We start from the raw sequence: 26,928 nt of genomic DNA, 5'->3' as shown, positions 1-26,928 counted from the left end.
CCTGTGTCCTGTGGGGCTCGAACCCACGATCCACGGATTAGATGGCGACACCTTTCTCCGGTTTCCACGGGACGCCGTACGCCTTTCATTTGCAGGGGTGTTAGCGGCCATGAAAAACTGCCCGTAGGCGGCCACTAAAATGCCCGCTGACGGCCAGTAGAACTGCCCGCCCGTGGCCATGAGATCTGCCCACTTCCTTACTGAACCGACCGCGTCTTAAGCGGTGGAGGCCTCTCCCTAGGGTTTGATGACGGTGTCTAAGCGCACCAAGCGAACCAGGAAGAGGCCCTGTATGAAGTCTACGGAGAAATCATGGAAATTCTTGCTGCCTACGATCTGACCGGGTCGTTGCGCGCCACCGCGGAGCTCACGGGCTGCTCGCACCACACCGTTGCCAAACACGTCCAGGCCCGCGACGCCGGCCAGCCGATCGGGGAACCCGCGGCCCGCGGCCGGGTCACCGACGCGTTCCTGCCCAAGATCGAGGAATGGATCGAAGCCTCCAAGGGCCGGATCCGCGCCGATAAGGCCCACGAAAAACTCCTCGCCTTGGGCTACACCGGTTCGCAACGCTCCACCCGCCGGGCGATCGCGCAGGTCAAAGCCGCGTGGCGGCTGGGCCACACCCGCGTCCACCGGCCTTGGATCACCGAGCCCGGGATGTGGTTGCAGTACGACTTCGGCGACGGCCCCAGGATCGGCGGGGTGAAGACCATCCTGTTCGTGGCGTGGCTGGCGTTCTCCCGGTTCCGGATCGTGATCCCGTTGCGTGACCGGAGCGCGCCGAGCGTGTTCGCTGCCCTGGACCGGTGCTTCCGGGTCCTGGGCGGGGCACCGACCTACGTGCTGACGGACAACGAGAAAACCGTGACAACCGCCCATGTTGCCGGGGTCCCGGTCCGGAACCAGCAGACTCTGGACTTCGCCCGGCACTACGGGATCACGGTGCTGACCTGCCAGCCCGCGGACCCAGCCACCAAAGGCGGCGCCGAAGCCAGCGTGAAGCTGGCCAAGGCCGACATCGTCCCGAAGGACACGAACCTCCGCGGCGAATACGGCACCTTCGCCGAACTCGAGACCGCGTGCCAGGCGTTCATGAATGACGTGAATGACCGTGAGCATCGGGTGACGCGGCGCAAACCCGTGGCGATGCTCGCCGAGGAAGCCCCAAGGTTGCACCGGATCCCGGACATCGCCCACACGGTTGCGTTCGGCCTGGCCCGCAGCGTTCCGGAGAACACTCCGATGGTGACTTTCGAAAACGCCCAGTACTCGGTCCCGTCCCACCTACTCGGAGCACGCGTGTTCGTCCGCACCCACGGGACCGGACCGGACGAGCAGGTCATTATCGTCCACCACGGCACCGCCGGGCCCGTCGAAGTCGCCCGCCACGATCGGGCCCGGCCCGGCAGCCCCGCCATCAATAATGAACATTTCCCCGGAACCAGGGCAAAGGTTCCCGGCGATTATGAGGTCAGGGCCCGCAGTGCGGACGAGGCCGCGTTCCTGGCCATCGGCGACGGAGCCAGGACATGGCTGATCGAAGCCGCAGCGGCCGGAACGGCGCGGATGAACGTGAAAATGGCCGAGGCCGTCACGCTGGCCAAAATCGCCGGCACCGACCACGTCGACCGGGCCCTGGGCGACGCTGCCCTGCACGGCCGGTTCGCGCATCCGGACCTCGCCTCGATCCTGAACGCAAACATCCGCCGCACCACCACCCATGCGGCCAACGAAGCGACCTCCCTCACCCAGGGAACGGCTGCGTGGGCCGCGATCGGCAACACCGCCCTGAACACGACAGCCAACAACAAGACGGAGGATGCCCGATGAGCCCTGTGACCACGCCGAACACCGCGGCTCCGCCCCTGCCGGCGGACCTGGAGGCCCTGATGCGGTCCCTGAAAATGCCCCACGCCAGGGCACTGGCCCCGGACCTTATTTCGACCGCCCGCGCCCAGCGGTGGGAACCGGTCGAGGTCATCAAAGCACTCTTCACCGAGGAAGCCGCGGGCCGGGCCCGGTCCATGCTCGCCTCCCGCCGCAAGGCGGCGGGCTTCCCGACCGGGAAAACCTTCGACGCCTGGGACCCGGCAGCGTCCTCCATTCCTGGGCCGACCCAACAGGCACTCCGGACCCTGGAATGGATCACCCGCAGGGAAAACCTGGTTGTCTGCGGACCTTCGGGAACCGGGAAGACCTTCTTCCTCGAAGCCCTCGGCCAGCAGGCCGTCGAAGCCGGGATGCGCGTGGCCTGGTTCCGGCTCGAGGACCTCGGCGTCCTGATCCGGGCTCACCGTACCGATGACAGCGTCACCCGGGCCGTGACCAGGATCCTGCGCGCGGAGCTCGTGGTGATCGATGATATTGGTCTGTTGCCGGTGGCCACCGACGCTGCCGAAGGCCTCTACCGAGTCGTGGACGCAGCCTACGAAAAACGGTCCGTCGCGATCAGCTCTAACCTCCACCCGGCCGGCTTCGACGAACTCATGCCCAAAACCCTCGCCACCGCCACCGTTGACCGGCTCCTCCACCACGCCCACGTCTGCCAGACCAGCGGCGATTCCGTCCGCCTCACCCAGGCCCTCGCCGGAAAAGGAGTAACCCGACTGAACTGACCAACCCAACGATGGCCAACCCCGCCGAACCAATCAGTGGGCAGATCTGTTGGCCATCACCGGGCAGTTTTGCTGGCCACCAGCGGGCACATTAACTGGCCGCCCGTGGGCAGAACGTAATGGCCATTGACACAGGGGAAAACGACTTAGCGCCCTTCTTTGGTGTTCGATTTCTTTCTCTGCATTTCAGAGTATTCGTTGGGTAAACGTTGGCTCTAGGGGGATTACGGAGCGTCACCGCTTACCCTGTCCCATCGACAAGTTCGTCCTGGACGACGGTAGGAACTCTCCATCGTGCGAACGAGTTCGCAGCAGTTGCAGCGGCAGTTGCCTGACCCGTTGTCGGTGGTGGTCTGGCTTTCGGAGATCTGGGTCTTGGCCATTGTGGCTCCTGTGATTCTTCTGGCTGTCAAGACGAAAAAATTCCATCGAAACATCAGAAATATCGGAGCCACGATCCCCTGGCTGGAGCGTTCTTTGAATTTGGTTGGTGCAGGAGAATGTCCACAAGCATGCTCCCTTTGGACTTGCCACCCAACCCGCAGCAGCCAAGGCGTGGCGGCCTGAGCGAGTTCACGCTCCGGCGGTGACGGTCCCAGCTGTTGATTCAGAAGCCAGGAAGAACGCTAAAGGCTGCCCCACTGCCTTACCTGCATTGATTAAGCTGGGCCTGATGGACATGACTACCTGGCACCTGCTGACAGCGCGCCACGGCCCCACTTTGAAGCATCCATGACGCCTGCACCCACCCATGGAAATCCCTCCGGATGCCCGGGGGGGGCAGCTGCCTCATGCTGAGGAGAGCCCAGCCCTTGTGGAGCCTCGCGGAGGAGCAGGAACGGATTACGCCCGTCAAGGCACCAGCATCACAACCAATGCTCGTCATCACCGGCAGTTTCTTCTTTGGGCTTCGCCACAGACGCTGGCGGCACCGCCCCAATGGCCTTGCCGGTGGAACCTGCCTCACGTTTCGCCTCCGAGGGCCATCCAAACAGAATTGCGCCGTTCTCTGGTTCGGCCGCAACTAGTCCCTCTGGCGCATTCTTTTGGATGGCAACTATCAGACGGTTGAGCGCATCACGCTGCTGGAGGGCGAGGGTGGCGTTCTCGTCCACGGAAATCTGTTGCGCGGCTATCTCAAGCTGTCGCCGACACTCGTGAACCTCCTTTAGACGCTGAAAGGCAAGCCCCTGTCCCTCCGCCTGTTGTCCCACACCCAACCCATAAGCTTCGCTGGAGGGCAGCTCCATTCGCCATGCCGAGGGCCATTTGGACTCTGGCTGAATACGGCTGAACCGTTCTTCCGGTGGTCCAAGAAATACCCATGCCACGTTTTCCATGACCTCCGGCGGGAGGGCGGCATCCGGTCGGGCAGCCACAGTCGCTGCTAACTTCTTGACCTGTCCTATGCGCGTGGTCCATATATAACGGGGCGCGAACATAACTAGTGTCAGGTACTCCATGCGGTCGTCAGTAAGGTCTTCAATCATTTCCTGCAGCGCGACGCCGAAGGCGTCACCATCATCAAAACCCGGGTCATTCTGTGCTTCGAAATCGGTGACGCCCATGTAGTAGGACTGAAGTTTTCCTTTGTATGCCTCAACAGCACCGAGGCCTTCAATGTCAGTCTCTGGTGCCGCTTCTGTTGGAAAGTAACCGAGCTGTCCGCCAACTATCACCCAATCTTTTGCTTCTGAAAGTAGACACAGATGCAGCAAACCTATGTCCGAAGGTGATGAGGTTCGCAGCTCGAAAAGGCCAGCACCTCCCGGCGGTGGTGTAATTCCGTCGTCTCCTTGCTCGGCAGTTCCTCCCCTGATTTGCCAAGCTCTGTCTTCTACACTCCAATCGAAGACAGCCCACTCCTCAAACCACGCACGCATACTCGAGGCAAGGCCTGGATTTTCAGTGAAAAAGCGGATGTGCGGTTCAATTGCCGCCAACTCGAACACCCGCAACCGGTATTCCTGGATGGCGGTCATCACCGCCGCCCACTGGATGTAAAGCGCAAGGGTAGTTGATAGGAAGGGTTGGGCTTGCAGACTGAACCATGATCCTGACCATCCTCGGTGTCATCGACAAAGTCAGTGTCATACCGTTCTGCAATAACGACATTGTCCGGGTTCGCCCACAGGATTCTTGCCCGGAGGGAACTTTCTCCAGCAGCCACCAGGGCCTCAGTCCTGCGCCGTGTATTTTCTAGGGTTATGGACCCGGGCTGGAGATCCGTAAAGGCCGAGGACCTGGATAAGTACATGAATAGGGCTGGCCAGAACGAGGACGCCCTTACGGCACCAAGAAGTCCGGCTGGCCGGAAACCTGCACTTGCCGGACTAAAAAGTATGAGTCGAGCATCGAGAATTTCCGTAGCTTGGGGCGTCTCGCCAGTCGTCCGGCTGTCATCACGTACCTGCGCGGCGTCGGCCATGGCCCGCCGGGCAATTAGCCCTCCTAGGGAGTGCCCGACAACGATCAACTCCTGATACGGGGACTCTACGTCCTCTCGGGGCCTAAAGCCCCCCACGTCCATGGCCGCTTGATGCGGCTTTGGGTAAAAGTTAGGCAAATTCATCCGAACCCGATCAGCGACCCCGGAAATATTGTCTCGTCGAGAGTCGTAACCAACAAACAGCATGTCGGAACTTCTCCACCATTCGTCTGTTTTGCCACTTGAGGCGAACTCGTTCCATGTGGCGGTTGCCCGCCCACGGAACCCATGGATGAAGACAACGAGCCGAACGGGGCGGGAATGGGCAACGTTCAAAACCCATCTTGCTGGATTTTGCAGATTACAAAGCGTGTGGACTTCAGCGGCCGACATGGCGGCATCATAGTCCTCAAAGACGCCTTTGGACACCCCGGACATTGCTTTCGTCCGTGGGCCAGGCCACGTATTCGAAGGCTCCTACTATGCCCCGCTAACGACGTGGCCTTAAGTCCTCGATGCGAAATGAGGCAAAAAATCGCCCATACGTCGCCTCTCCTCCGGAGTTTGGAGCCAGCTCAGGCGTAAGTGTAAGTTCCGACCATGACTGATCTGCAATTTCGCCATGATGAACTCCTTCAACGAGTGGGGCTAGTTCGAGGCGACGCGGGTAGCTTTGACATGAGGGTTGAGTCGGCGTCGCTCTACAGTGGCTCACTAATAGAATTTGAAGCCAAAGGCGTGACGGCGATTGCTGGAGCCAACAATAGCGGGAAGACAACGCTTCTGAACCAGATTGCTGCAAAGCTGGCGCAGCCCGATTCTGGCGTGAAACCTGAACTGATTGCGCACATGTCCATTGACCTGTCGGGAAACCACGCTGATTTTCTCGATTGGTTGTGTAAAAATGCGGTCTTGGTCGAGCACCCTGATATGCCGGAACACTCAAGTTTTCAACGCCTCGGCCAGAACATCATTCTGACCAACTTCCAGTATTGGTCGACGCAGTTAGGTACAGGCGCTGCCATACCTGCCCCAATATCTGCCGCCGTCCCGTTCCTCGTCAGGCAAATGGGCGCGGGAGAGCGGAACGTCTCCGCTGCAGCCAGAAAGAGCAACGTGTTGGAGGCTCCGAGTCATCCGATCCATTATCTGGCGGAAAGCTCCGAGCTTATGCAGGAGCTTAATCGGCTCACGGTGAGGATTCTCGGCAAGGAACTGTCCCTTGACGACCTGAATCAGGAACAGCAACTGCGTGTCGGCGTCCCGAATGTCCCTTACCCGAATCGCTACGATGACCCTACCGAGTACCAGACGGCGATGAATGCTCTCCCTACCTTGGCTAATCAGGGTGACGGCATGCGCAGCCTCTTAGGCATACTCATCCCACTGGTCACGGCGACTTATCCAATATTCATAATCGACGAGCCCGAAGCATTTCTGCACCCGCCACAGGCTTTTGCGCTGGGCCAAGAATTAGGGCGTATCTCCGGTGAGCGAGGGGTTCAGGTCATTCTCGCCACCCATGATAGAAACCTACTGGCCGGTCTCCTGAACTCGTCCTCGCCGCTGTCCGTTGTCCGCCTGGTGCGGACTGAAGACTCGACCGTAGCGCACCAACTGAAGTCGCAAGACTTGAAGGCAATTTGGGATGATCCTGTCTTGAAGTACAGCAACGTCCTGGACGGTCTGTTCCATGAACTCGTTGTGCTGGCAGAAAATGAGCGCGATTGCCGGTTTTATGAGGCGGCTCTTGATGCTAGAACTTCCAATGCTGGTCTACGGGAAACGCGGACTCTAGCGGTGCCCGCCACGGACGTGCTGTTTGTTCCGACGTCGGGAACGGGCGGAATGCCGAGGGTTGCAAGGGCACTTGGGGCGCTGAAAGTGCCCGTCCTAGCTTGTCCCGATATTGACGTGCTCGACAACGAGGCCGTTCTGAAGAACCTCGTGGAGTCGCTGGGCTGCAAATGGGATGGTATGCACGCCGACTGGTCTACGGTTACAAGCCCCTTAAACCACTCCGGCAATCCGCAGTTGGTGACGCAAGTCTTCCGGAGCGCGACTGAAGAGTTCAACCGGATACTTCAGAATGACCCGATGGCCCTATACGACGCTGGTGCCCGACGCAAAATTAAGGAAGCACTCGGCCTGACCATGCGGCCCTGGGATGAGGCCAAGAACTATGGAGTGGATGGACTGATGAGGGTTTGCAGCGAGCCTGCCGCAGTCACCCGCTTACTGGACGGCCTCGCCGAGCGACGGGTGGTTTTAGTGCACGTTGGTCAATTGGAAAGCTTCGGTCACAGTCTTGGTGTCAAGAAGGGTAAGGATTGGCTGCCTGCCGCCCTGCGCGCAAACCTTCAGGCATCACAAGAGGTACAGGACCACATCTCCCGGCTGCTGGCCGCCGCAGGGCCGATGTTTCACTAAGCCGACCCCCTGACCGATTTGAAAAACTGGCATAGCAGAGGTTACTTTTGCAGCAGCAAACCACGCACGTCCCCCCACTGCGTGGATCAGCTACAGAAAAGACCCCCGCGGATCGAGTCAAGGACGCGGGGGTCTTCTGCTGTCCCCAGGCGGCTACTCCAGGGCAGCGACTTCTTCCAGGCCATGGTGATAATTATTTCTCCTAGGGAGCCAAAGATTAAAGATCCTGCCTACCCAGGCGTCCTCTTCTCCGTCGTCCTTGACCTCCCACATGCTATGTGGGCCGCCCGGGCATCACTATCTGGCGATCGGGGAGCTTATTGGCAGAGAGTCCATACCCCCGCATTCCCCTGGCGTTAGCTCCGTTGCAGTTGGAGTAAGAGTGGCCCGAGGCAGTCCTAGTCCCTACGTTTTTTCCACCACCCCACCCCCGCCGGTAGCGCAGAGTCGGCAAAGTTGGATAGCAGAGATATGAGAATGCTAGATACCGCCCCTAGGAGCACACCTAAAAGCAGCGTTACATTTCTCTCGTTAGCCTCTTGGCCGGGACCAGAGAACGTAGCCGACGTCTACGGAGTCGTAGTCACCTGCGCCGTTCCTGTTTCAGGATGCCTGCCACGTATCTCAGTCATGCCCTGGACATACGTAGGCTCGTCGCTGCTGTGGACCAAGAAAAAGAGGTCATCGGTATAGAGGGAAATCATAGGTAGGATTTCAAGCCTGGCTACCTTACTAGGCAGTGCAGCACTGACGGCGGGGGCTACTATTCTTGGCTGACCTGTGAGGCGGCCCCACATCTTCCGCCCCTCAACGACGTTGCAGGTGTGCGTTGCCGATGATCCAATCACTTCTGGAGATTTTGTAATCCCTCCGAGCTTGGGCGACACGGGTATTTGCACCTCAGTATAAGTATCCCGATGCAAAACTTTCGAGACTTCAGACACATCCACGGTCTGCGATGATGACGGTTGTTGCCCGTCAGAAGAACCTTGTCTTGCCAGGGCCGTAAGACCGATCTTTGCAGGGGCAGCAAGGGCGTCGAAGGGTACGTCTCGATTTATCCGGACATTGAAGTCTGTGCAGTCGCTGAGAATTTCCCCCAACTGTCCGGAAATAGCAAAACTAATGGTCGTGGGGGCTGCGGGCGTCCCTGCAAGCTCATAGGAAAGCCTAATTTCTCCGAGCTCGTCCTTGTCCGACGGGCGAGGGGGTCGCAAATTGAACCAAAAGGTGGCAGATTGGGTAACCGGTACCTCAGAGTAGGCTGCCACAAGGCTGGGGGCGGCAGTGGAAGTATTGGCGGGATCTGGCTCAAAGGTCTGGCTCCATAGCGCACTGCACCATAAGGCGAGACTGCCAGCAAGAATCAGAGCGAGAACACCCTTCGTCCACCGCATCTTCGCCACCCTATCGTCGTCGTTAGATGTGAGGCACTAGTTTAGCTGCCACAGGTGTCGCTGAAGGGGAGACAATTCGGCCGTCAAGTTATGCCGTCAATCTGTCACGAGCATTTGGGAAACTCTTGCGCCTCGTTTGAGCTCTTCGACAGCTTTCGCGATTGTCAGGAAACGGCCGGGGAGTGGTCATCTCCTTGGAGGAGCCGCAGGCGTCCTAAATCCCGTCCTGGCCTCAGTATGGGACAAGCTGTGGACGAAACTCTGATGTTTTGGAGTGTCGAGGCTTACGAGAACCCCCAGATCCCAAATCACACGAGCAGTCTGTTTTTCTTTCATACTGCAGCCCAGGACGCACGGATACCCGCAGGGACGGACGGCCGAGCCGTCAACCCATTTGATCACTACTTACCTGTCGGCCCTCAAGGACCTTGCCGCTGGCGCTCAGGTGAAAAAGGACAGGAGCCGCGGGAAATTGTCGCAGCTCGTGGTATTCAGGGGCAACGCGGGTCCGGCGGCGAGCCCTACCAAATGTCTCCAGCTTCGGTTGCGAGACTTGAACCTACGCTAGCTCGCCGTCGGGTAGGTTCTCCAAGTGCTCCCGCCCGTCCTCGGCTTCAAACTGCGTCAGGCGTTGGCGGTTGTCTTCATTCAGCTCGTCATCTTCAATGGTGTACGTTCCAAGGTCTCGGCGTACCACTTCTATGTAGTCCACCAACCGGATGGCGAACTGGTCCTTGGCCTCCGCGCAGAGCTGCCAGGCTTCCATCTGGTGTCTCCAGCGCCGTTCCTGGTCCGGCTTACTCTCGGCTTCATCCCATTCTGAACATCATCTTCACCGCCACGCGCGGATCTGGCACAACCTCCACCTCGGTTGTTTCCACTCCGAAAACCTCGGCTTCTGCTGCCGCTACCGCCTCGGCAACGCCCACACAGGATCCTGCCGTTGCAGCGGCTGAAGCTGATGCCGCCGCCAAGGCCCAGGCTGACGCTGACGCCGCTGCAAAAGAGAAGGCTCAAGCTGATGCGGCGATTAAGGCGAAGAATGAAGCCGACGCCGCTGCCAAAGCCCAGGCTGACGCCGACGCCGCTGCCAAAGCCCAGGCTGACGCTGACGCCGCAGCGATAGAGAAGGCAAAGACTGAAGCCGACGCCGCTGCCGCTAAGGCGCAGGCTGACGCCGACGTCGCTGCCAAAGCCCAGGCCGACGCTGACGCCGCAGCGATAGAGAAGGCAAAGACTGAAGCCGACGCCGCTGCCGCTAAGGCGCAGGCTGACGCCGACGTCGCTGCCAAAGCCCAGGCCACAAGTGTGATCACCGGGCATGAAAAAAGCCCTTCCGGAACCTCCTAAAAGATCCCGGAAGGGCTAAATCCCTTGCCATTACTGGCTGGTGGCAGATGAGGGATTCGAACCCCCGTAGGCGTTGCCAGCTGATTTACAGTCAGCCCCCTTTGGCCGCTCGGGTAATCTGCCGAACTTCAAAAGAAGTACCCGTAGATGCAGTCTTCGGAGCGTCCGTTTCCGGGCCGTTCCGCTTCCAGTAACCGCGGGCAAGACAACTTTACAGAACTTCCGCCGAAGAATCGAATCGGCGCGCAAGAGCCCGGAATGGCGCGGATTTCAGGCCCTCAAGGGCGCTTTGGAGCCACGCTCAGGCCTCACCCAGAATCCTGCCGGCCAGCTTTGCCTCGAACTTCACGGCCTGCTCCTCGGTGATCTGGTTCAACTGCACCGCCCGGCGCAGGTCCTCGCTGACACCCTCCATCCGGGAAGAGGCATCCGCTACCGGGCTGAACATGATGGAGGCGGCCACCGCCACTGCCGCCACCGAGGTTGCTGCTGTTGCTACCGCACCGGCTGCAGCCGAGGTGGTTCGTGTGACGTAACGGATGGCTTTGCGGTGCATGGTGTTCCCTTCGTGCGCTTTCCTACTCCTTCAACCCTGGCCGGGGCTCCTGCGTTCCCTCCGGGTGTCCGCTTTGAGGGAACTGTGAATACCGCCCCTACCAACGCGGGCATCCGTATTAGGCTTGAATGCAGTGATCCAGGCCCTGCCCAGTGCGCAGGGCTCCCACCAGCAGAAGGAGAGTCATGGCAGGCGAGTCAACGTTCGACGTCGTAAGCAAAGTCGACAAGCAGGAAGTGGCGAACGCGCTGAACCAGGCGCAGAAGGAACTCGCGCAGCGGTACGACTTCAAGGGCGTGGGCGCCGAGGTGGACTTCAGCGGTGAGAAGATCCTAATGAAGGCGAACTCCGAGGAACGTGTCCTGGCAGTGCTGGATGTGCTGCAGTCAAAGCTCATCCGCCGCGGCATCTCACTGAAGTCCCTGGACACCGGCGAACCCTATGCCTCCGGCAAGGAGTTCCGCCTCGAGGCTTCCATCAAGGAGGGCATCGCCCAGGACCTGGCCAAGAAGATCAACAAGCTGATCCGCGACGAAGCCCCCAAGTCAGTCAAGTCCCAGATCCAGGGCGACGAACTGCGCGTCACATCCAAGTCCCGTGACGACCTGCAGGCCACCATGGCACTGCTGAAGGACTTCGACGAGGCCGACCTGCAGTTTGTGAACTTCCGCAGCTAGCAGCCCCCGCCGGCGGTTGTCGACGCGCAAAATTTCTGCCGCCACGCAAAGAGGCCGGCGCACCCGGAATACGGGCAGCGCCGGCCTCTTTGCGCGTCGAGGGGAACTTGAATCAGCGCATCGGCTGGCCTGCCATCCGCTCCAGCCTCGAAATCCGGTCCCGCATGGGCGGATGCGTCGCGAACAGCTTGTTGATGGCACCGCCGCGGAACGGGTTGGCGATCATCAGGTGCGAGGCGTTGACCAGCCGCTGGTCGTGCGGAAGCGGCGCGATCCTCACGCCCTGCTCAATCTTGCCCAGGGCTGAGGCGAGCGCCAGCGGATCGCCGGTCAGCTCGGAACCGTCTTCGTCGGCGTCGTACTCCCTGGTACGCGAGATAGCCATCTGGATCAGGGATGCCGCAAAGGGGGCGAGAAGCGCCATGGCCAGCATCGCCAGCGGGTTCGAGTTGCGCCGGTCGCCGCCGCCAAAGAACAGCAGCATCTGGCCCACCGAAGTGATAACGCCTGCGACGGCGGCGGCCACTGATGAGGTGAGGATGTCGCGGTTGTACACGTGCATGAGTTCGTGCCCCAGGACGCCGCGCAGTTCGCGGGCGTCCAGGAGCTGCAGGATTCCCTCGGTGCAGCAGACGGCCGCATTCCGCGGGTTCCGGCCGGTGGCAAAGGCGTTGGGATTCATGGTGGGCGAGATGTAGATCCGGGGCATCGGCTGGTTGGCGCGCACGGACAGCTCCCGCACAATCTGGTACAGCTGCGGCGCCTGTGCTTCAGTGACCGGGTAGGCCTGCATAGAGCGGATGGCGATCTTGTCGCTGTTCCAGTAGCCGTAGGCGGTGGTGGCGACACCGAGCAGCGCCATGATCCAGATGGGTGCGGAGCTGCGGGTTCCGGCGCCCATCAGCGCCCCAAGGCCCAGCAGGACCGCCCACAGCACACCGAAAAGCGCTGCCGTTTTCAGGCCGTTGTAGTGTTGGTGCATGTTTCCTCCTCGCTCTCCTATGGGAACGGCTTTCTAGGGAGCCGGGTTCCGGGCGTCGTATTTTCGGAACCCCGGCTGCAGCCTCGCCGCCAGCCACGCCCCAACGATGCACAGCACGCCGCCCAGCAGCAGCACCCAGCCCTCGGCCGTCATTCTGGTGGCGCCGCCGGCCAGCAGGTCACCGATCCTGGGACCGCCCGCGACCACCACGAGGAACACGCCCTGGAGCCGCCCGCGGAGATGGTCCGGTGCGGCTGCCTGCAGGATGGTGTTGCGGAAGACGCTGCTGATCGAGTCCGCGATTCCCGCCAGCGCACAGCACAATGCCGCCGGGAGCAGCCAGAACGTGGCACCCCCGTCCGGGGAGCGCCCGGCCAGCAGCACCACCATGCCGAACGCGGCGATGGACGCGCCCCATCCCATGACCGAGAAGACCACCGCGCTCCCCTGCCACCGGACACCGCCCAGCGGACCCGAGAACAATCCGGCCAGAAACGCTCCCACCGCGGTTGAAGCCAGGAGCACGCCCACCGTCGCTTCCCCGCCGCCGATCATGAGGGCGCCAATGGCCGGCATCAGTGCGCGCGGCTGGGCCAGGATCATGGCAATCAGGTCGATCACGAAGGTCATCCGGAGGTTCGGACGGGTACCGAGGAACCGGAACCCCTCCACGACGGACCGGATGCCTGCCCTGCTCCTGCTTCCCGACGGCGGCAGGGGCGGCAGCCGGTAGACGGCCCAGAGCACAAACGCGAAGCTGGCGAAGTCGATGGCGTAGGTCCAGCCGAAACCCAGCCATGCCACCAGCACGCCTGCCAGCAACGGGCCGACCGTCAGGGCGAGGCCGAAGGACATCATGCTGAGGGCGTTCGCGGCGGGCAGGAGCTCCTGGCGGATCAGCATGGGAAGGATGGCGCTGCGGGCAGGTTGGTTGATGGCCTGTGCGCCGCTCTGGACCGCCACCAGGAAGTACAGAACCCAAACGTTGCCCAGGTGCAGCCACGACTGCAGGGCGATCAGGCCGATGGTCAGCCACAGCACGGTGGTGGCCAGCAGGGCGACGCGGCGCCGGTCGTGGGAGTCGGCGATGGATCCGCCCAGGAGGCCGGCGATGACAAGGGGTACCAGTGCGAAGACGGCCAGTAGCCCCACATAGAGGCTGTCCTGGGTCAGCCGGTAGACCTCCAGGCTCACGGCCACCAGGGTGAGCTGGCTCCCGACGGCGGATACTGCCGAGCTGATCCAGAGCCGGCGGAAGGCGGGGCTCTCCTTGAGCGGCGTGATGTCAGCGAGCAGTTTCCCCACTCTGCAACCCTAATGTCGCCGGGATGCTTACCGCTGACCGAGGTTAGCCAAGCCTTATTGCGAGAAACTCAAAATAAGTGTTTCAATGGATCCATGACGGAGCACTTTGACGGCCAGGAGGCATGGGCTGGCGCCCTGCGCGCCCACGGCCGCAGGGTGACCAAACAGCGGCTGGCGGTCCTCGCCGCCGTCGAACGGCATCCGCACTCCCCCGCCGAGAGCATCCTGGCCGCTGCCCGCGCGGAGCTGCCCGAACTGACGGCACAGTCCGTTTACGTGGTGCTGGGGGACCTGACGGACCTGCACATGCTGCGCCGCTTCGAGCCACCGCACTCGCCCGCGCTGTATGAAACCCGCGTCGGCGACAACCACCACCACGCCGTCTGCATCAGCTGCGGCCGCGTTGAAGACGTGGACTGCGCCGTGGGCCACGCGCCCTGCCTCACGCCCCACTGGGACGAAAACGCCAAGCCGATGACCATCCAGATCGCCGATGTTATGTACCAGGGCATCTGCCAGGACTGCCAGCAGTCCCAACAACTTCCTTCCAATCGTCCCTCGCAAGAAACAGAGAAATAGGAGAACAATGACTGCCATTTCAACAACCCAGTCAGGTGCCCCCGTTACGTCCGACGCGCACTCGAAGGCAACCGGTGCCGACGGTGCGATCATCCTGACTGACCACTACCTGGTGGAAAAGCTCGCCCAGTTCAACCGCGAGCGGGTGCCGGAGCGCGTAGTGCACGCCAAGGGCGGCGGCGCATTCGGTACGTTCAAGACCACCGAGGACGTCTCCAGGTACACCAAGGCAGCCTTCCTCCAGCCCGGCGTCGACACCGAGATGCTCATCCGCTTCTCCTCCGTGGCCGGCGAGAACGGCTCCCCGGACACCTGGCGCGATCCCCGCGGCTTCGCCGTGAAGTTCTACACCTCCGAGGGCAACTACGACCTCGTGGGCAACAACACCCCCGTCTTCTTCATCCGCGACGGCATCAAGTTCCCGGACTTCATCCACTCCCAGAAGCGCCTCCCGGGCACCCACCTGCGCGATGCCGACATGCAGTGGGACTTCTGGACCCTGTCCCCCGAGTCCGCCCACCAGGTCACCTGGCTGATGGGTGACCGTGGCCTGCCGGCTTCCTGGCGTGAAATGCAGGGCTACGGCTCGCACACCTACCAGTGGATCAACGCCGAGGGCGAGCGTTTCTGGGTCAAGTACCACTTCAAGTCCAACCAGGGCGTGAAGTCCATGAGCAGCGAGCAGGCAGAGCAGCTGGCCGGCTCCGACGCCGACTTCTACATCCGCGACCTCTCGGAGAACATCGAAGCCGGCAACCTCCCGTCCTGGGACCTGCACGTCCAGGTCATGCCGTACGAGGACGCGAAGACCTACCGCTTCAACCCGTTCGACCTGACCAAGGTCTGGCCGCATGCTGACTACCCGCTGATCAAGGTGGGCACCATGGAGCTGAACCGGAACCCGGAGAACTACTTCGCGCAGATCGAGCAGGCCACCTTTGCGCCGTCGAACTTCGTGCCGGGCATCGCCGCTTCCCCGGACAAGATGCTGCAGGCCCGCATCTTCTCCTACGCGGACGCACACCGCTACCGCGTCGGTACCAACCACGCGCAGATCCCGGTGAACCAGCCGAAGAACCAGGTCAACAACTACAGCCAGGACGGCGCCGGGCGTTACCACTTCAACGCCCCCTCAGTGCCGGTCTACGCCCCCAACTCCGTTGGCGGCCCGGCTGCTGTTGAGCCGCAGAACCCGGCCGGCGGCTGGGAGAACGACGGCGAGCTGACACTTGCCGCGCACTCCCTCCACACGGAGGACAGCGACTTCATCCAGGCCGGCACCCTGTACCGCGAGGTTTACGACGACGGCGCCAAGGCCCGTCTGCTCGAGACCATCACCGGTGCAGTGGGCGGCGTCAAGAGCCCCGGCATCAAGGAACGCGCGATCCAGTACTGGACCAACGTTGACGCCGAACTCGGCGCCAAGTTGCGCGCCAACCTCGGCGCAGTTCAGTTCTCCGAGGCAGAAGCGGCCAACAAGATCGGCTGATCCAGCCCCTTCCTGAGTTGCCGAAAACCACCCCGTCACGGTTTACGTGGCGGGGTGGTTTTTGCTTTTCCACATATCCGGTTCTGTTCATGGCAGCCGCCGGCCGGTGTCCCTAGGATCGACGCATGACAACTTTCCAGGGCATACCTGCCGGCGCGTTCGAGTTCTACAAAGAGCTCCAGGACAACAACAACCGTGAATGGTGGCTGGAGCACAAGGACAGCTATGAGGCGCTGGTCCGGGAACCGGTCACGTTGCTGCTCGCCGAGCTGGAGCCCCGGTTTGGTCCCGGCAAAATCTTCCGGCCCAACAGGGACATCAGGTTCTCGCAGGACAAGTCACCCTACAAAACAGCCCAGGGCGCTTTCGCGTCCATCCAGGAAGGGGTGGGCTACTACCTGCAAATCAGTGCGGAAGGGCTCCTGGTCGGCGGCGGCTACCATTCCCACACGCCCGCCCAGCTCGCCAGGTACCGCAATTCAGTTGATGCCTCAGGAACGGGCGAATCACTGCGGCACATTGTGGAAGCCGTGGGCGCTGCCGGTTTCATGGTGGAGGGCGAGAAACTCAAGACCGTCCCGCGCGGGTATCCCCAGGACCATCCCAGGGCCGAACTCCTGAAACACAAGTCCCTTTCCGCGGCCACCGACCTGGGGCAGCCCGCATGGCTGGCCACCCCCAGCGCGGCCAAGGAGATCGCCGCGCTCTGGGATGAGCTGCGGCCCCTGGTGGACTGGGTTGGCCGGCACGCGGCACCGTAGCTTCAGCCTGGCGCGGCCGGATCAGGCGCGGGAGAACTCGTCCTCGTCGTCCCCGGCCGCCCCAGCAGTAGCTCCGGCCGCAACGGGAGCACCGTTGACGGCCGTGCTGGCGTCACCGAAGCGCTCGTTGAGGCGGGAGTGGCGCTGGCCGTAGGAGAAGTAGATGGCCAGGCCGATCGCGAGCCAGATGGCGAAGAAGATCCAGGTCTCCACGGCCAGGTTGGTCATCAGGTAGAGGCACAGCACTGCGGACACGATCGGCAGGACCTTGCCGAAGGGCACACGGAAGGCGGGCTTGAGGTCCGGGCGCTTCTTGCGCAGCACCAGGATGCCCAGGCTCACCACCACAAATGCGGACAGCGTACCGATGTTGATCATTTCCTCGAGCAGGTCCACGTTGGTCAGTCCCGCCACCAGGGCAACCGCGGCGCCGCAGATGATCTGGAGGCGGACCGGCGTCGAGCGCTTTTCACTGGTCTTGGACAGCGCACGGGGCAGGAGTCCGTCGCGGCTCATTGCCAGGACCACGCGGGACAGGCCCATGAGGAGCACCATGATCACGGTGGTCAGGCCCACCAGGGAGCCGAAGGCAATGACCTTGGCGGCGGACGTGTCGCCCACTGCTTCGAATGCGGTAGTGAGGGTGGGGCTCTTCGCCTCGGCCAGCTGGGTGTAGGAAACCATGCCGGTCAGGGCCAGGGATACCAGGATGTACAGCAGCGTCACCACGGCGAGGCCACCGAAGATACCCCGGGGCAGGGTCTTCTGCGGGTTCTTGACTTCCTCCGCGGACGTGGCCACCACGTCGAAGCCGATGAACGCGAAGAACACCAGGGCAGCCCCGGCGAAGATGCCCAGCGTGCCGTACTGTGCCGGGGCGGCCCCGGTGAGGAAACCGAAGAACGACTGCTTCAGGACGTCGGCCGCGCCAGCACCGCCGGTCGGCTCGGCGGTGGGAATAAACGGGCTGTAGTTTTCGAGCTTCACGTATGTGAAGCCCACAACGATCACAAAGAGGACCACGGCGATCTTGATCAGCGTGAAGATGTTGCCCACGCGGGCGGAGAGCTTGGTGCCCAGCACGAGCAACACGGTGAAGACGGCCACGATCAGGAAGGCACCCCAGTAGAGGTCCACCCCGCCCAGGGAGATTGCCGGCGGAATGTCGGCACCCATCAGCGCGAACACCTTGCTGAGGTAGATGCCCCAGTACTTGGCGATGACGGCTGCGGCGGTGAAGAGTTCGAGGATCAGGTTCCAGCCGATGATCCAGGCAAGGAGCTCACCCATGGTGGCGTAGGTGAAGACGTAGGCGGAGCCTGCCACGGGGATGGCAGTGGCGAACTCGGCGTAGCACATGATGGCAAGGGCGCAGGTGACGGCGGCGATGGCGAAGGACAACGTCACGGCAGGGCCGGAGAAGTTGGCTGCGGCCTTGGCGCCGACGGAAAAGATGCCGGCACCGACGGCCACCGCAACGCCCATGATCATCAGGTCCCACGTGCTGAGGGACCGCTTGAGCTTGCGTCCGGGTTCATCGGCGTCGGCGATGGACTGCTCGATAGATTTGGTCCGGAGAAGGTTCATAGGGGGATCACAATCCTGATTTCTGATGGAAACAGACCTATCAACGATAGTGTCCATCCACTGGACGGTCCCAATTGTTCCGAATGGTGAGACGGGAAAAGCCCGGCCTGATGTTCGGGCCGGGCTTCTCCGCACGAAATTTATGCTCCTACACTTGCCAATCCATCAGCGTGGACCGCGATGAGGAACCGTTTGCCCTCCGGCGCTTCCACCGAGAATCCGCTGCCCCTTCCGGGGACCACATCAACGGTCAGGTGCGTGTGGCTCCAGTAGTTGAACTGCTCCCGGGACATCCAGAACTCCAGCGGCCGTGGTTCCAGCCCGTCGGACACATCGAACAGGCCCAGCAGCACATCCGAGTCGCCGGTGAGGAAGTCCCCCACCGGGTAGCACATGGGCGAGGACCCGTCGCAGCACCCGCCGGACTGGTGGAACATCAACGGCCCGTGCCGGAGCCAAAGCTTCCGCAGGAGCTCCACGGCCGGCGGGGTGAGCGCCACCCGGGAGAAGTCCTCCCCGGGCAACACCGCCGCCGCGTTGATCGCGTTTGATGGAACCATGGCCTAGAAGAAGCCCAGCTTGTTTTCGTTGTAGCTGACCAGCAGGTTCTTGGTCTGCTGGTAGTGGTCCAGCATCATCGCGTGGTTCTCACGCCCGATGCCCGAGGACTTGTAGCCGCCAAAGGCAGCACCTGCCGGGTAGGCGTGGTAGTTGTTGACCCAGACGCGGCCAGCCTGGATCTCGCGGCCGGCGCGGTAAGCCACGTTGCCGTTGCGGGACCAGACACCGGCACCCAGGCCATACAGCGTGTCGTTCGCGAGGCCCATGGCGTCGGCGTAGTCGCTGAACTTGGTGACTGCCACCACCGGGCCGAAAATCTCCTCCTGGAAGATCCGCATCTTGTTGTGGCCTTCGAACACCGTGGGCTGGACGTAGTAGCCGCCGGCCAGGTCACCGGGAAGCTCGGCCCGGCCGCCGCCGGTGAGGACCTTGGCGCCCTCCTGCTTTCCAATGTCGATGTAGGAGAGGATCTTTTCCAGCTGGTCGTTCGACGCCTGTGCCCCCACCTGCGTCGCCGTATCCAGCGGGTTGCCCTGGATCATTTTTTCCACGCGGGCCACGGCGTCGGCCATAAAGGACTCGTAGATGTCCTCCTGCACCAGCGCCCGGGACGGGCAGGTGCAGACTTCGCCCTGGTTGAAGGCGAACAGGGCGAAGCCCTCCTGCGCCTTGTCGTAAAACGCGTCGTTGCTCTCGGCCACATCGTTGAAGAAGATGTTGGGGCTCTTGCCGCCCAGCTCCAGCGTGACCGGGATGAGGTTCTGGCTGGCGTACTGGCTGATGAGCCGCCCGGTGGTGGTCTCCCCGGTGAACGCGATCTTGCGGATGCGCGGGCTGGAGGCCAGCGGCTTGCCGGCCTCGACGCCGAAGCCGTTGACCACGTTCAGCACACCGGCGGGCAGCAGGTCGCCGATGAGTTCCATCAGGACCAGGATGGACGACGGCGTCTGCTCCGCCGGCTTGAGCACCACCGCGTTGCCGGCGGCGAGCGCGGGAGCGAGCTTCCACACGGCCATCAGGATAGGGAAGTTCCAGGGGATGATCTGGCCCACGACGCCGAGCGGCTCGTGGAAGTGGTAGGCGGTGGTGTCGTCGTCGAGCTGGGACAGCCGGCCCTCCTGCGCCCGGACGGCGGAGGCGAAGTAGCGGAAGTGGTCGGCGGCGAGCGGCATATCCGCGTTGAGGGTCTCGCGGATGGGCTTGCCGTTGTCCCAGGTTTCGGCCACGGCGAGCATCTCAAGGTTCTCGTCGATCCGGTCGGCGATCTTGTTCAGGATGGCAGCCCGCTCTGCCACAGACGTCTTGCCCCACGACGGCGCGGCCTTGTGTGCGGCGTCCAGCGCCAGGTCGATGTCTTCGGCCGTGCCGCGTGCAACCTCGCAGAAGGCCTTGCCCGTCACCGGCGTGATGTTCTCGAAGTACTGCCCCTTCACCGGGGCCACCCACTCCCCGCCGATCCAGTTCTCGTAACGGTCCTTGAACGTGACCTTCGAGCCCTCGGTTCCGGGCTGTGCGTAAACAGTCATTGCTAGCTCCTTTGCTGTGCAGAGGGCGGCGCTTGCTGCTGGCCGCCGCCGTTGGAGCAAGCGTAGGAGTGCGCAGGTTGCAGCCAGGTTGCACGGCCGCTGTGTGGTCAAGGGCCAACCACCGGAGGTACAGGCCCAACACCGGAGGGGCGGTGCCCTAGGCGCGCAGTTCGGCTTCCAGCCGTTCCAGATCTGCGACGACGGCGGCCCGCTTGGGTGAGCGGGCCGGCAGGAGGCGGAGGGCGGCGCGCCGGACCCCGACGTCGTCTCTTGCCTCCGGAAGTTCGGCGTACTTCAGCAGCGACTCGGCGCTGCCATCGGTCAGGACTGCCTCGCGCAGCAGCAGCGAGACCTTGTTCCGCAGCTCCACGATGCCGGGGGCTTCAGACCGCGGGAGGACGGCACCCCGGTAGATTTCCAGGGCGATGCGGTGCGCGCCGCGCTGCAGGCAGCTCAGCACCTGGCCGCAGTCCGGCACCATGTCCACGGGCAGCCGGTACGGCCGCGAACCTGGAACAGCGTCCGGGTTGAGCTGCTGCAGGACCTTGCGCAGCCGGACCATCTCGGCCCGGAGCGTGATGGCGGAGCCGTCCCCGGGGTAGAGCAGGAGGCTGAGTTCTTCCGCGCTGAGCCCGTCCGGGTGGGTGCTGAGCAGCGCAAGAATTTCGCTGTGCCGGGCGGACAACACAACGGTTTTGCCGTCCAGGCTGAGCAAAGCCTGGTCGCGGCCCAGCAGCTGCAGGCTGTTCCGGTAGAGGCTGCCTTCCTTGGCGCCCGCCCCCGGCGCGCGGGAAGCGGTGGCCGTGGCCCGGCGTCGTGATGACCCGCGGGCCAGCTCCGCGGCCAACTGGAGGCGCTCGACACGCAGCTGCGCCTGGGCGGCCGCCACGGTTGCCTCCACGAGGGACAGGGTGTGGGGCGCCACCGCGGTGGCCGTGCCCGTGATGTCCACGACGCCGAGCACCGCGCCGGAATCGGGGTCGTGGAAGGGCACGGCAGTGCAGCTCCAGGCGTGCACGGCCCGCTGATAGTGCTCCGCGCCGGCAATCTGGATCCCCCGGCCCAAGGCAAGAGCGGTTCCCGGAGCGCTGGTGCCCACAGTCGCCTCGGACCAGTCTGCGCCTGCAACAAACATCATGCCCTCCGCGCGCCGCTGCAAGGCGGGATCACCCTCCACCCAGAGCAGCCGGCCCACTTCATCACCCACTGCCACCAGCAGTCCGCTGTCGTGGCTGGGCTGGACCAGGAGCTTGTTGATGACGGGCATGATGGCGGCCAGCGGGTGCTGGCTGCGGTAGTCCTCCAGCTCATCCCGGTCCAGGGCCAGCGGGGCGGCAGGGCTGTCCGGGTTCGCCTTGAAGCCGGCCGAACGCTGCCACGACTCGCGGATCAGGCTGCGGAGGTTGCCGGGAGCATCCGCAAGGGAGCCGCCGTCGAGCTGCTCATGGGCGGCCAACGCGCCGCGCTGCAGCGGTTCCGGCTGAATCAGGTTCTTCATCGAACTCCTGTGCTGCCTGAAGGCACGGCGTCATAATGCCGGCCTGGGGATGGTCGCCATTGTAACGCGGCCTCCCTCCCCCACCTAGCCGCGGGAAATCCGGATCATGTCCTCGCGCGGGACCACCTTGATCCGTTCGCGCACCACGTGATCCAAGCCGTCGGGGCCGGTCCAGGCGGCGCCGAGGCCGGCTTCGTGGGCGTCGAGCTTGTTCCAGCCTTCCCAGGTGGTGTATTCGATGCCGCGTTCTTCGAGCAGGTCGATGATGGCCTGCGGGTCAGGGTTCCGGGCGGGCGGCAAGGTGAGCCGGTCCTCGAGCAGGAAGCCGATGGTCTCCAGGGCGTCCCCCTTGGTGTGGCCGATGAGGCCCACCGGGCCGCGTTTGATCCAGCCGGTGGCGTAGATCCCGGGCACCGGGTTGCCTTCGGCGTCCAGCACGCGCCCGCCCTCGTTGGGAATGACACCGCGCTTCGCGTCGTACTCCAGCTCGTCCAGCGCCGAACCGTGGTAGCCGATGGCGCGGTACACGGCCTGCACGGGGTACTCGATGAACTCCCCCGTGCCCTTGGCGTTGCCGGTGCCGTCCAGCTGCATGCGTTCAAACTTGATCCCGCCCACTTTGCCCGTGCCGCTTTCCCCGCCGTCGGCAAGTATTTCCACGGGGCTGTGCAGGAAGTGCAGGTGCAGCCGGCGGGAGGACGGGTTATCGGACTCGGTGTGCTCTTCCACCAGCCAGTTCGTGAGCGTGTTCACCATGGTCTTGATCTGGTTGTTGCTGCGGATGGCGTCGTCCGAGGCTTCATCGAATTCGAAGTCCTCGGGGTACAGCACGATGTCCACGTCGTTCATGTGGCTGAGCTCCCGGAGCTCCAGCGGGGTGAATTTGACCTGGGCGGGGCCGCGGCGCCCGAAGACGTGCACGTCCGTGACGGGCGAGGCCTTCAAACCCCGGTAGACGTTGTCCGGGATCTCGGTGGTGAGCAGCTCCTCCGGGTGCTTGACCAGCATGCGGGCCACGTCCAGCGCCACGTTCCCGTTGCCGATCACGGCGATTTCCTTCGCCTCCAGCGGCCATTCCCGCGGCACGTCCGGGTGCCCGTCGTACCAGGAAACAAAATCAGCGCCGCCGAAGGAGCCCTGCAGGTCGATGCCCGGGATCGCCAGGTCGGCGTCCTTGACGGCGCCGGTGGAGAAGATCACTGCGTCATAGAAGGCACGGAAATCGTGGAGGGTGAGGTCCCTGCCGTAGGTGACGTTGCCCAGGAACCGGATGTCGCCGCGGTCCAGGACCTTGTGCAGCGCGTTGACGATGCCCTTGATCCGCGGGTGGTCCGGGGCCACGCCGTACCGGATCAGCCCGTACGGCGCCGGGTAGGCCTCAAAGAGGTCGATGCTGACCTCAAAGTCGCCGTCCTTCACGCCGCTGGACTTGGTGAGGATGTCCGCAGCGTAGACTCCCGCCGGCCCTGCGCCCACGATGGCTACCCGGAGCGGACGTGATGGGGTGGTTTCGCCGTGGTTGGACACTCGGAGCCCTTCTAACCGATGAGGATGCGCGGTAAGAGCAGCGCACAGTCACTTATTCTAATTGGCCGCCGCTGCAAGGCCTCGCCTCGGGAAGCAGGCCTCACCCGCTTTTGGCCAGCGGGACCACGTTGCCTTCACGGTAGAGCAGCGCGCGGAGTTCGGCCTCGGCCGAGTCCGGCCGCTTGGGATCGATGGTTTCGCCCTCGTGGTAGTGGTCCAGGACGCGGGGGTCCACATAGCTTTTGCGGGCGATCGAGGGCGTGTTCCCCAGCACCTCGGCGGCGTCATACATCGCCCGGCTGATGGCCCTCTTCCGCTTCGCGGCCGTTCGCTGGGGGCCGGTCCTGGCCAGGCTCGCTGCCGCCGCCACCGTACCCCGCAGGGTCCGGAAGTCCTTGGCCGTAAAGTCCGAGCCGGTCCGCTCCTTCACGTAGGCGTTGATGTCCGCGCTGGTAACGGGCCGCCACTGCCGGCCGTCCTTGTACGCCAGAAGCCGGGCGTTGGGGCCCCGCCGCTTGAGCAGGCGCAGCAGGGCGGCAAGGTCGGGGTCGCGGATTTCCGACTCCCAGTCCTTGCCGCTCTTGGCGGGGAAGCGCAGGTGGATGCGGTCCTTGCGCACCTGGACGTGGGCGCAGAGGAGGGTGGCCAGGCCGCGGCTGCCGTTTTCGTTGGTGTAGCGCTCAGACCCCACCCGCAGCGAGCCGCTGTCCAGCATCCGGAAGGCCGCCGCGAGGACGCGTTCGCGCGAGAAACCTTCACCGCGCAGGTCCATGGTCACCCGGCGGCGGGCCGCCGGCAGCGATTCGGCCAGCTGGAGGGCGCGGTCGAATTTCACCCGGTCCTTCCGCTCCCGCCATTCCGGGTGGTAGATATACTGCCGCCGGCCCACTGCGTCCACGCCAGTGGCCTGGATATGCCCGTTCTCGAAGGGGGCAATCCAGACGTCCGTCCATGCCGGCGGTATTCCGATACTTTCCAGCCGCTCACGGACAGGACCAGGGGGCAGGGTGGAGCCGTCCAGGTCCCGGTAACTGAAACCCTTGCCCGCTGCCACCCGGCGGTAGCCGCGCCCCGAAGCGTTGCTGCGCCGGAGCCTCATGGGGTGGTCTCCAGCCGGTCGGCATTTGTCATAAAAGCAAGCCTACTGACTATTTGCCGGAATACCTGCCCCGGAAGTGATGTTATGGATGTCGTGCCCTCTCCCGATGGATCCTTCTCCCCCGCCCGTGTTCCCGCTCCGTCCGCGCCAGGACCGGCAATGTCCGCGCAGCCGGTGCCGCCAGGTCCGGCAGGAAGCACCAAAGGGGCGCCGCCCAAGGCCGTGGACAAGGAGACGACGGCGGGAATCCTCTTCGGCATCGGCGCGTACGGGCTGTGGGGGCTGCTCCCGCTGTACTTCTTTGTGCTGATGCCGGCGGGCGCCGTCGAAATCGTGGCCAACCGGGTGGTGTGGTCGCTGCTGTTCTGCGCGCTCCTCATCACGGTGACCCGCTCGTGGTCCGCCCTGGGGCGGGCTTTGCGGAATCGCACCGTGTTCGGCTCGCTGGCCGTGGCCGCCTTCCTGATCGCCATCAACTGGCTGACCTACACCTATGCAGTAACTACGGGCCAGGCCGTGGAGGCCTCACTGGGCTACTTCATCAACCCCCTGGTCTCCGTCCTGCTGGGCGTCCTGGTGCTGAAGGAAAAACTGCGCCCGCTGCAGTGGGCGGCCGTGGCCATCGGCTTCATCGCGGTGGGAGTACTCACGTATTCCTATGGCAAGCTCCCGTGGATTGCGTTGACGCTGGCCTTCAGCTTTGGCCTGTACGGCTTCGTCAAAAAGCGCGTTGGGCCCAAGGTGGACGCCGCCACCAGCCTCAGCGTGGAAACCATGGTGCTTGCTCCCTTCGCTGCCGCCACCATGATCTACCTGGCCACCGCAGGAACCGCCACCCTGACCACGCAGGGCCCAGGCCACTTCTGGCTGCTGCTGGCTTCCGGTGTGATCACGGCCGTGCCGCTGCTGTTCTTCGGGGCCTCGGCCCGCAGGCTCCCCATGACCACCATCGGGTTGCTCCAGTACTTCGCACCGCTGCTGCAGTTCATCCTGGCGCTGCTGGTGTTCAAGGAAGCGATGACCCTGGACCGCTGGATCGGGTTTGGCGTGGTGTGGCTGGCATTGCTGGTCCTGACCGTGGACATGCTGCGCACCGCGCGGAAGACTTCGGTGGCCCGGCGGAGGACCAACGCCTCCCTGAAATCGTCCTGACCCCTGTTGCCGGGAACCCCGGTGGAGTAGGTTGCTCGGATGGAGGACTCATATCAGGTCATCGTCATCGGGGCCGGATTCGCCGGCATCGCCGCCGCCAGGGAGCTTGGCCGCAAGGGCGTTCGCGTACTGCTGATCGATTCGAACAACTACCACCAGTTCCAGCCCCTGCTGTACCAGGTGGCCACCTCGCAGATCGGTGTCTCGGCCATTGCCCGGCCCATCCGGTCGGTCTTCCGGCGGCACAGAAACGTGCGCGTCCTGACGGCGGAGGTGGCCGCCACCGACGCCGCAAACCACACCGTCACCACCGCCGAGGGCGACACGTTCCGGGCCCGGATCCTGGTCCTCGCCGTCGGCGCCGTACCCAACTTCTTCAACACCCCCGGCGCGGAGGAGCATGCTTTCCCGCTGTACTCGGTCACGGACGCCACCCGTCTCGGCACCAGCGTGACCCGGCTGCTGGACCGGGCTGACCGGGAGCCAGGCGCCATGGTGGATATGGTCGTGGTGGGTGGCGGGCCAACCGGCGTGGAGACTGCCGGCGCCCTGGCGGAAAACATCAAATTCGTGGTGACCAAGTACTTCTCCCCCGAACTCGCCGCCCGGTGCCGCGTGCACCTGGTGGACATGGTGCCGAACGTCCTGGCCATGTTTTCGTCAAAGTCGCAGGAGTACACCCGCAAACGCCTTTCCAGGATCGGCGTCCAGCTGCACATGGGAGTGGGCGTTACCGAGGTCCGGGCCGACGGCGTGACGCTGGCTGACGGGACGGATATCCCGGGCGGAATCGTCGTCTGGGCCGGCGGCCTTAAAGGCGGCGACCTCCTGGCCGGCTCCGGCCTGCCGCAGGGGAAAGGTGGCCGGATCGACGTCCGGACGGACCTGACTGTTGCTGACGCGGAAGGCGTGTACGTCGTCGGCGATGCTGCCAACATCACCGATTCAACCGGGGCCAAACTGCCCCAGCTTGGCTCCGTGGCGCAGCAGGCCGGCAAGTGGGCTGCCCGCAACATCCACGCCGACCTCAACGGCGGTACCCGGCAGCCTTTCCATTACGTGGACAAGGGGTACATGGCGATGATTGGGCGGGGTGCCGCCGTGGCCGAACTCGGCCGCAAACGCGTCCAGCTCCAGGGGCCCCTGGCTTTTGTGTCCTGGCTCCTGGTGCACCTTGCGCTGCTGTCCGGATTCCAGCAGAAGGTCCGCGCCCTGTTCTCCTGGCTCAACGGGTACGTCCTGCACAGTCCGGCGCAGGTGGTCATCGGCGGGCCGGACAACGAGATCAGGTAGGAGCGCTCAATAAGAGCCGCGCCAGCCGTGACTTAAACCCCTGTTGCCCCGGAACAGAAAGTTCCGGGGCAACAGGTTTTTGTTCGCGCCGTTGCGAGGGGGCGCTAACTCTG

20 protein-coding genes, 1 tRNA gene and 1 pseudogene are annotated in these 26,928 nt (G+C 63.4%); 9 read left to right on the top strand and 13 right to left on the bottom strand.

Annotation, left to right across the window (positions count from 1 at the left end; genetic code table 11):
* Positions 1-312: 312 nt before the first annotated feature.
* Together istA and istB are read left to right on the top strand one after the other, a co-directional pair.
* Complete coding sequence (gene istA, locus QF047_RS04750; protein WP_307274495.1) at positions 313-1,833, top strand: IS21 family transposase; 1,521 nt, start codon at positions 313-315, stop codon at positions 1,831-1,833.
* Complete coding sequence (gene istB / locus QF047_RS04745; protein WP_307274492.1) at positions 1,830-2,618, top strand: IS21-like element helper ATPase IstB; 789 nt, start codon at positions 1,830-1,832, stop codon at positions 2,616-2,618. Before istA ends, istB begins: the two co-directional genes overlap by 4 nt.
* Before the next feature lie 866 nt (positions 2,619-3,484).
* Here istB and QF047_RS04740 read toward each other — a convergent pair.
* On the bottom strand, positions 3,485-4,600 hold the full coding sequence (locus QF047_RS04740; protein WP_307274491.1) for a hypothetical protein: 1,116 nt from the start codon (positions 4,598-4,600) through the stop codon (positions 3,485-3,487).
* A complete protein-coding gene (locus QF047_RS22320; RefSeq protein WP_373427745.1) occupies positions 4,600-5,439 on the bottom strand; it encodes an alpha/beta fold hydrolase in 840 nt (279 codons plus the stop codon). The genes QF047_RS04740 and QF047_RS22320 overlap by 1 nt, the downstream gene beginning before the upstream one ends.
* Before the next feature lie 207 nt (positions 5,440-5,646).
* Here QF047_RS22320 and QF047_RS04735 point away from each other — a divergent pair, with 207 nt between their 5' ends.
* Positions 5,647-7,476: an ATP-dependent endonuclease gene (locus tag QF047_RS04735; protein ID WP_307274489.1), complete on the top strand. Its 1,830-nt coding sequence runs from the start codon at positions 5,647-5,649 to the stop codon at positions 7,474-7,476.
* A 1,956-nt stretch (positions 7,477-9,432) separates the two neighbouring features.
* Here QF047_RS04735 and QF047_RS04730 read toward each other — a convergent pair.
* The 3 genes from QF047_RS04730 to QF047_RS04720 form a co-directional block, all read right to left on the bottom strand.
* Positions 9,433-9,639 carry a hypothetical protein gene (locus QF047_RS04730; protein ID WP_307274487.1) on the bottom strand — a complete coding sequence of 69 codons (207 nt, stop codon included), beginning with the start codon at positions 9,637-9,639 and terminating at the stop codon, positions 9,433-9,435.
* A gap of 622 nt (positions 9,640-10,261) precedes the next feature.
* Positions 10,262-10,346: transfer RNA gene (locus tag QF047_RS04725), tRNA-Tyr, on the bottom strand.
* Positions 10,347-10,524: 178 nt separating this feature from the next.
* Positions 10,525-10,779 carry a hypothetical protein gene (locus QF047_RS04720; protein ID WP_307274485.1) on the bottom strand — a complete coding sequence of 85 codons (255 nt, stop codon included), beginning with the start codon at positions 10,777-10,779 and terminating at the stop codon, positions 10,525-10,527.
* Between the two features lie 185 nt (positions 10,780-10,964).
* On the opposite strand from QF047_RS04720, the gene QF047_RS04715 reads away from it, so the two are divergent.
* Entirely contained in the window at positions 10,965-11,456 is a 492-nt protein-coding gene (locus tag QF047_RS04715) for a YajQ family cyclic di-GMP-binding protein (RefSeq protein ID WP_050054209.1), read from the top strand.
* 112 nt (positions 11,457-11,568) lie between these two features.
* Here QF047_RS04715 and htpX read toward each other — a convergent pair whose 3' ends face one another.
* Positions 11,569-12,438, bottom strand: coding sequence for a zinc metalloprotease HtpX (gene htpX, locus QF047_RS04710; RefSeq protein WP_307274483.1), 870 nt, complete (start codon positions 12,436-12,438; stop codon positions 11,569-11,571).
* 33 nt (positions 12,439-12,471) lie between these two features.
* The gene (locus QF047_RS04705; RefSeq protein WP_307274481.1) at positions 12,472-13,743 is read right to left on the bottom strand and encodes an MFS transporter; all 1,272 of its coding nucleotides are present in this window, start codon (positions 13,741-13,743) and stop codon (positions 12,472-12,474) included.
* Between the two features lie 93 nt (positions 13,744-13,836).
* Between QF047_RS04705 and QF047_RS04700 the strand changes: the two genes are divergently transcribed.
* From QF047_RS04700 to QF047_RS04690, 3 genes are all read left to right on the top strand, one after another.
* Positions 13,837-14,322, top strand: coding sequence for a Fur family transcriptional regulator (locus tag QF047_RS04700; RefSeq protein WP_306634993.1), 486 nt, complete (start codon positions 13,837-13,839; stop codon positions 14,320-14,322).
* 7 nt (positions 14,323-14,329) lie between these two features.
* A complete protein-coding gene (locus tag QF047_RS04695; protein ID WP_306634994.1) occupies positions 14,330-15,811 on the top strand; it encodes a catalase in 1,482 nt (493 codons plus the stop codon).
* A gap of 125 nt (positions 15,812-15,936) precedes the next feature.
* Positions 15,937-16,572, top strand: coding sequence for a DUF2461 domain-containing protein (locus QF047_RS04690; protein WP_307274478.1), 636 nt, complete (start codon positions 15,937-15,939; stop codon positions 16,570-16,572).
* A gap of 21 nt (positions 16,573-16,593) precedes the next feature.
* On the opposite strand, the gene QF047_RS04685 is transcribed toward QF047_RS04690, so the two are convergent.
* From QF047_RS04685 to QF047_RS04660, 6 genes and pseudogenes are all read right to left on the bottom strand, one after another.
* Positions 16,594-18,159: an amino acid permease gene (locus QF047_RS04685; RefSeq protein ID WP_307274476.1), complete on the bottom strand. Its 1,566-nt coding sequence runs from the start codon at positions 18,157-18,159 to the stop codon at positions 16,594-16,596.
* 148 nt (positions 18,160-18,307) lie between these two features.
* Positions 18,308-18,719 (bottom strand): annotated as a pseudogene (locus QF047_RS04680) (DUF779 domain-containing protein).
* Between the two features lie 3 nt (positions 18,720-18,722).
* A complete protein-coding gene (locus QF047_RS04675; protein ID WP_307274474.1) occupies positions 18,723-20,246 on the bottom strand; it encodes an aldehyde dehydrogenase family protein in 1,524 nt (507 codons plus the stop codon).
* Between the two features lie 157 nt (positions 20,247-20,403).
* Positions 20,404-21,744, bottom strand: coding sequence for a GAF domain-containing protein (locus QF047_RS04670; RefSeq protein WP_307274472.1), 1,341 nt, complete (start codon positions 21,742-21,744; stop codon positions 20,404-20,406).
* An 84-nt stretch (positions 21,745-21,828) separates the two neighbouring features.
* Complete coding sequence (locus QF047_RS04665) at positions 21,829-23,271, bottom strand: FAD-dependent oxidoreductase (RefSeq protein ID WP_307274470.1); 1,443 nt, start codon at positions 23,269-23,271, stop codon at positions 21,829-21,831.
* 100 nt (positions 23,272-23,371) lie between these two features.
* Entirely contained in the window at positions 23,372-24,370 is a 999-nt protein-coding gene (locus QF047_RS04660) for a DNA topoisomerase IB (RefSeq protein ID WP_306635006.1), read from the bottom strand.
* A gap of 84 nt (positions 24,371-24,454) precedes the next feature.
* On the opposite strand from QF047_RS04660, the gene rarD reads away from it, so the two are divergent.
* Both rarD and QF047_RS04650 read left to right on the top strand, forming a co-directional pair.
* Positions 24,455-25,522: an EamA family transporter RarD gene (gene rarD, locus QF047_RS04655; protein ID WP_373427744.1), complete on the top strand. Its 1,068-nt coding sequence runs from the start codon at positions 24,455-24,457 to the stop codon at positions 25,520-25,522.
* A 39-nt stretch (positions 25,523-25,561) separates the two neighbouring features.
* On the top strand, positions 25,562-26,815 hold the full coding sequence (locus tag QF047_RS04650; RefSeq protein WP_307274466.1) for an NAD(P)/FAD-dependent oxidoreductase: 1,254 nt from the start codon (positions 25,562-25,564) through the stop codon (positions 26,813-26,815).
* Positions 26,816-26,928 lie beyond the last annotated feature (113 nt).

This window comes from Arthrobacter sp. W4I7, assembly GCF_030816215.1.
Taxonomy (GTDB): Bacteria; Actinomycetota; Actinomycetes; order Actinomycetales; family Micrococcaceae; genus Arthrobacter; species Arthrobacter siccitolerans_A.
This window is presented reverse-complemented; position numbering and strand designations above follow the sequence as displayed.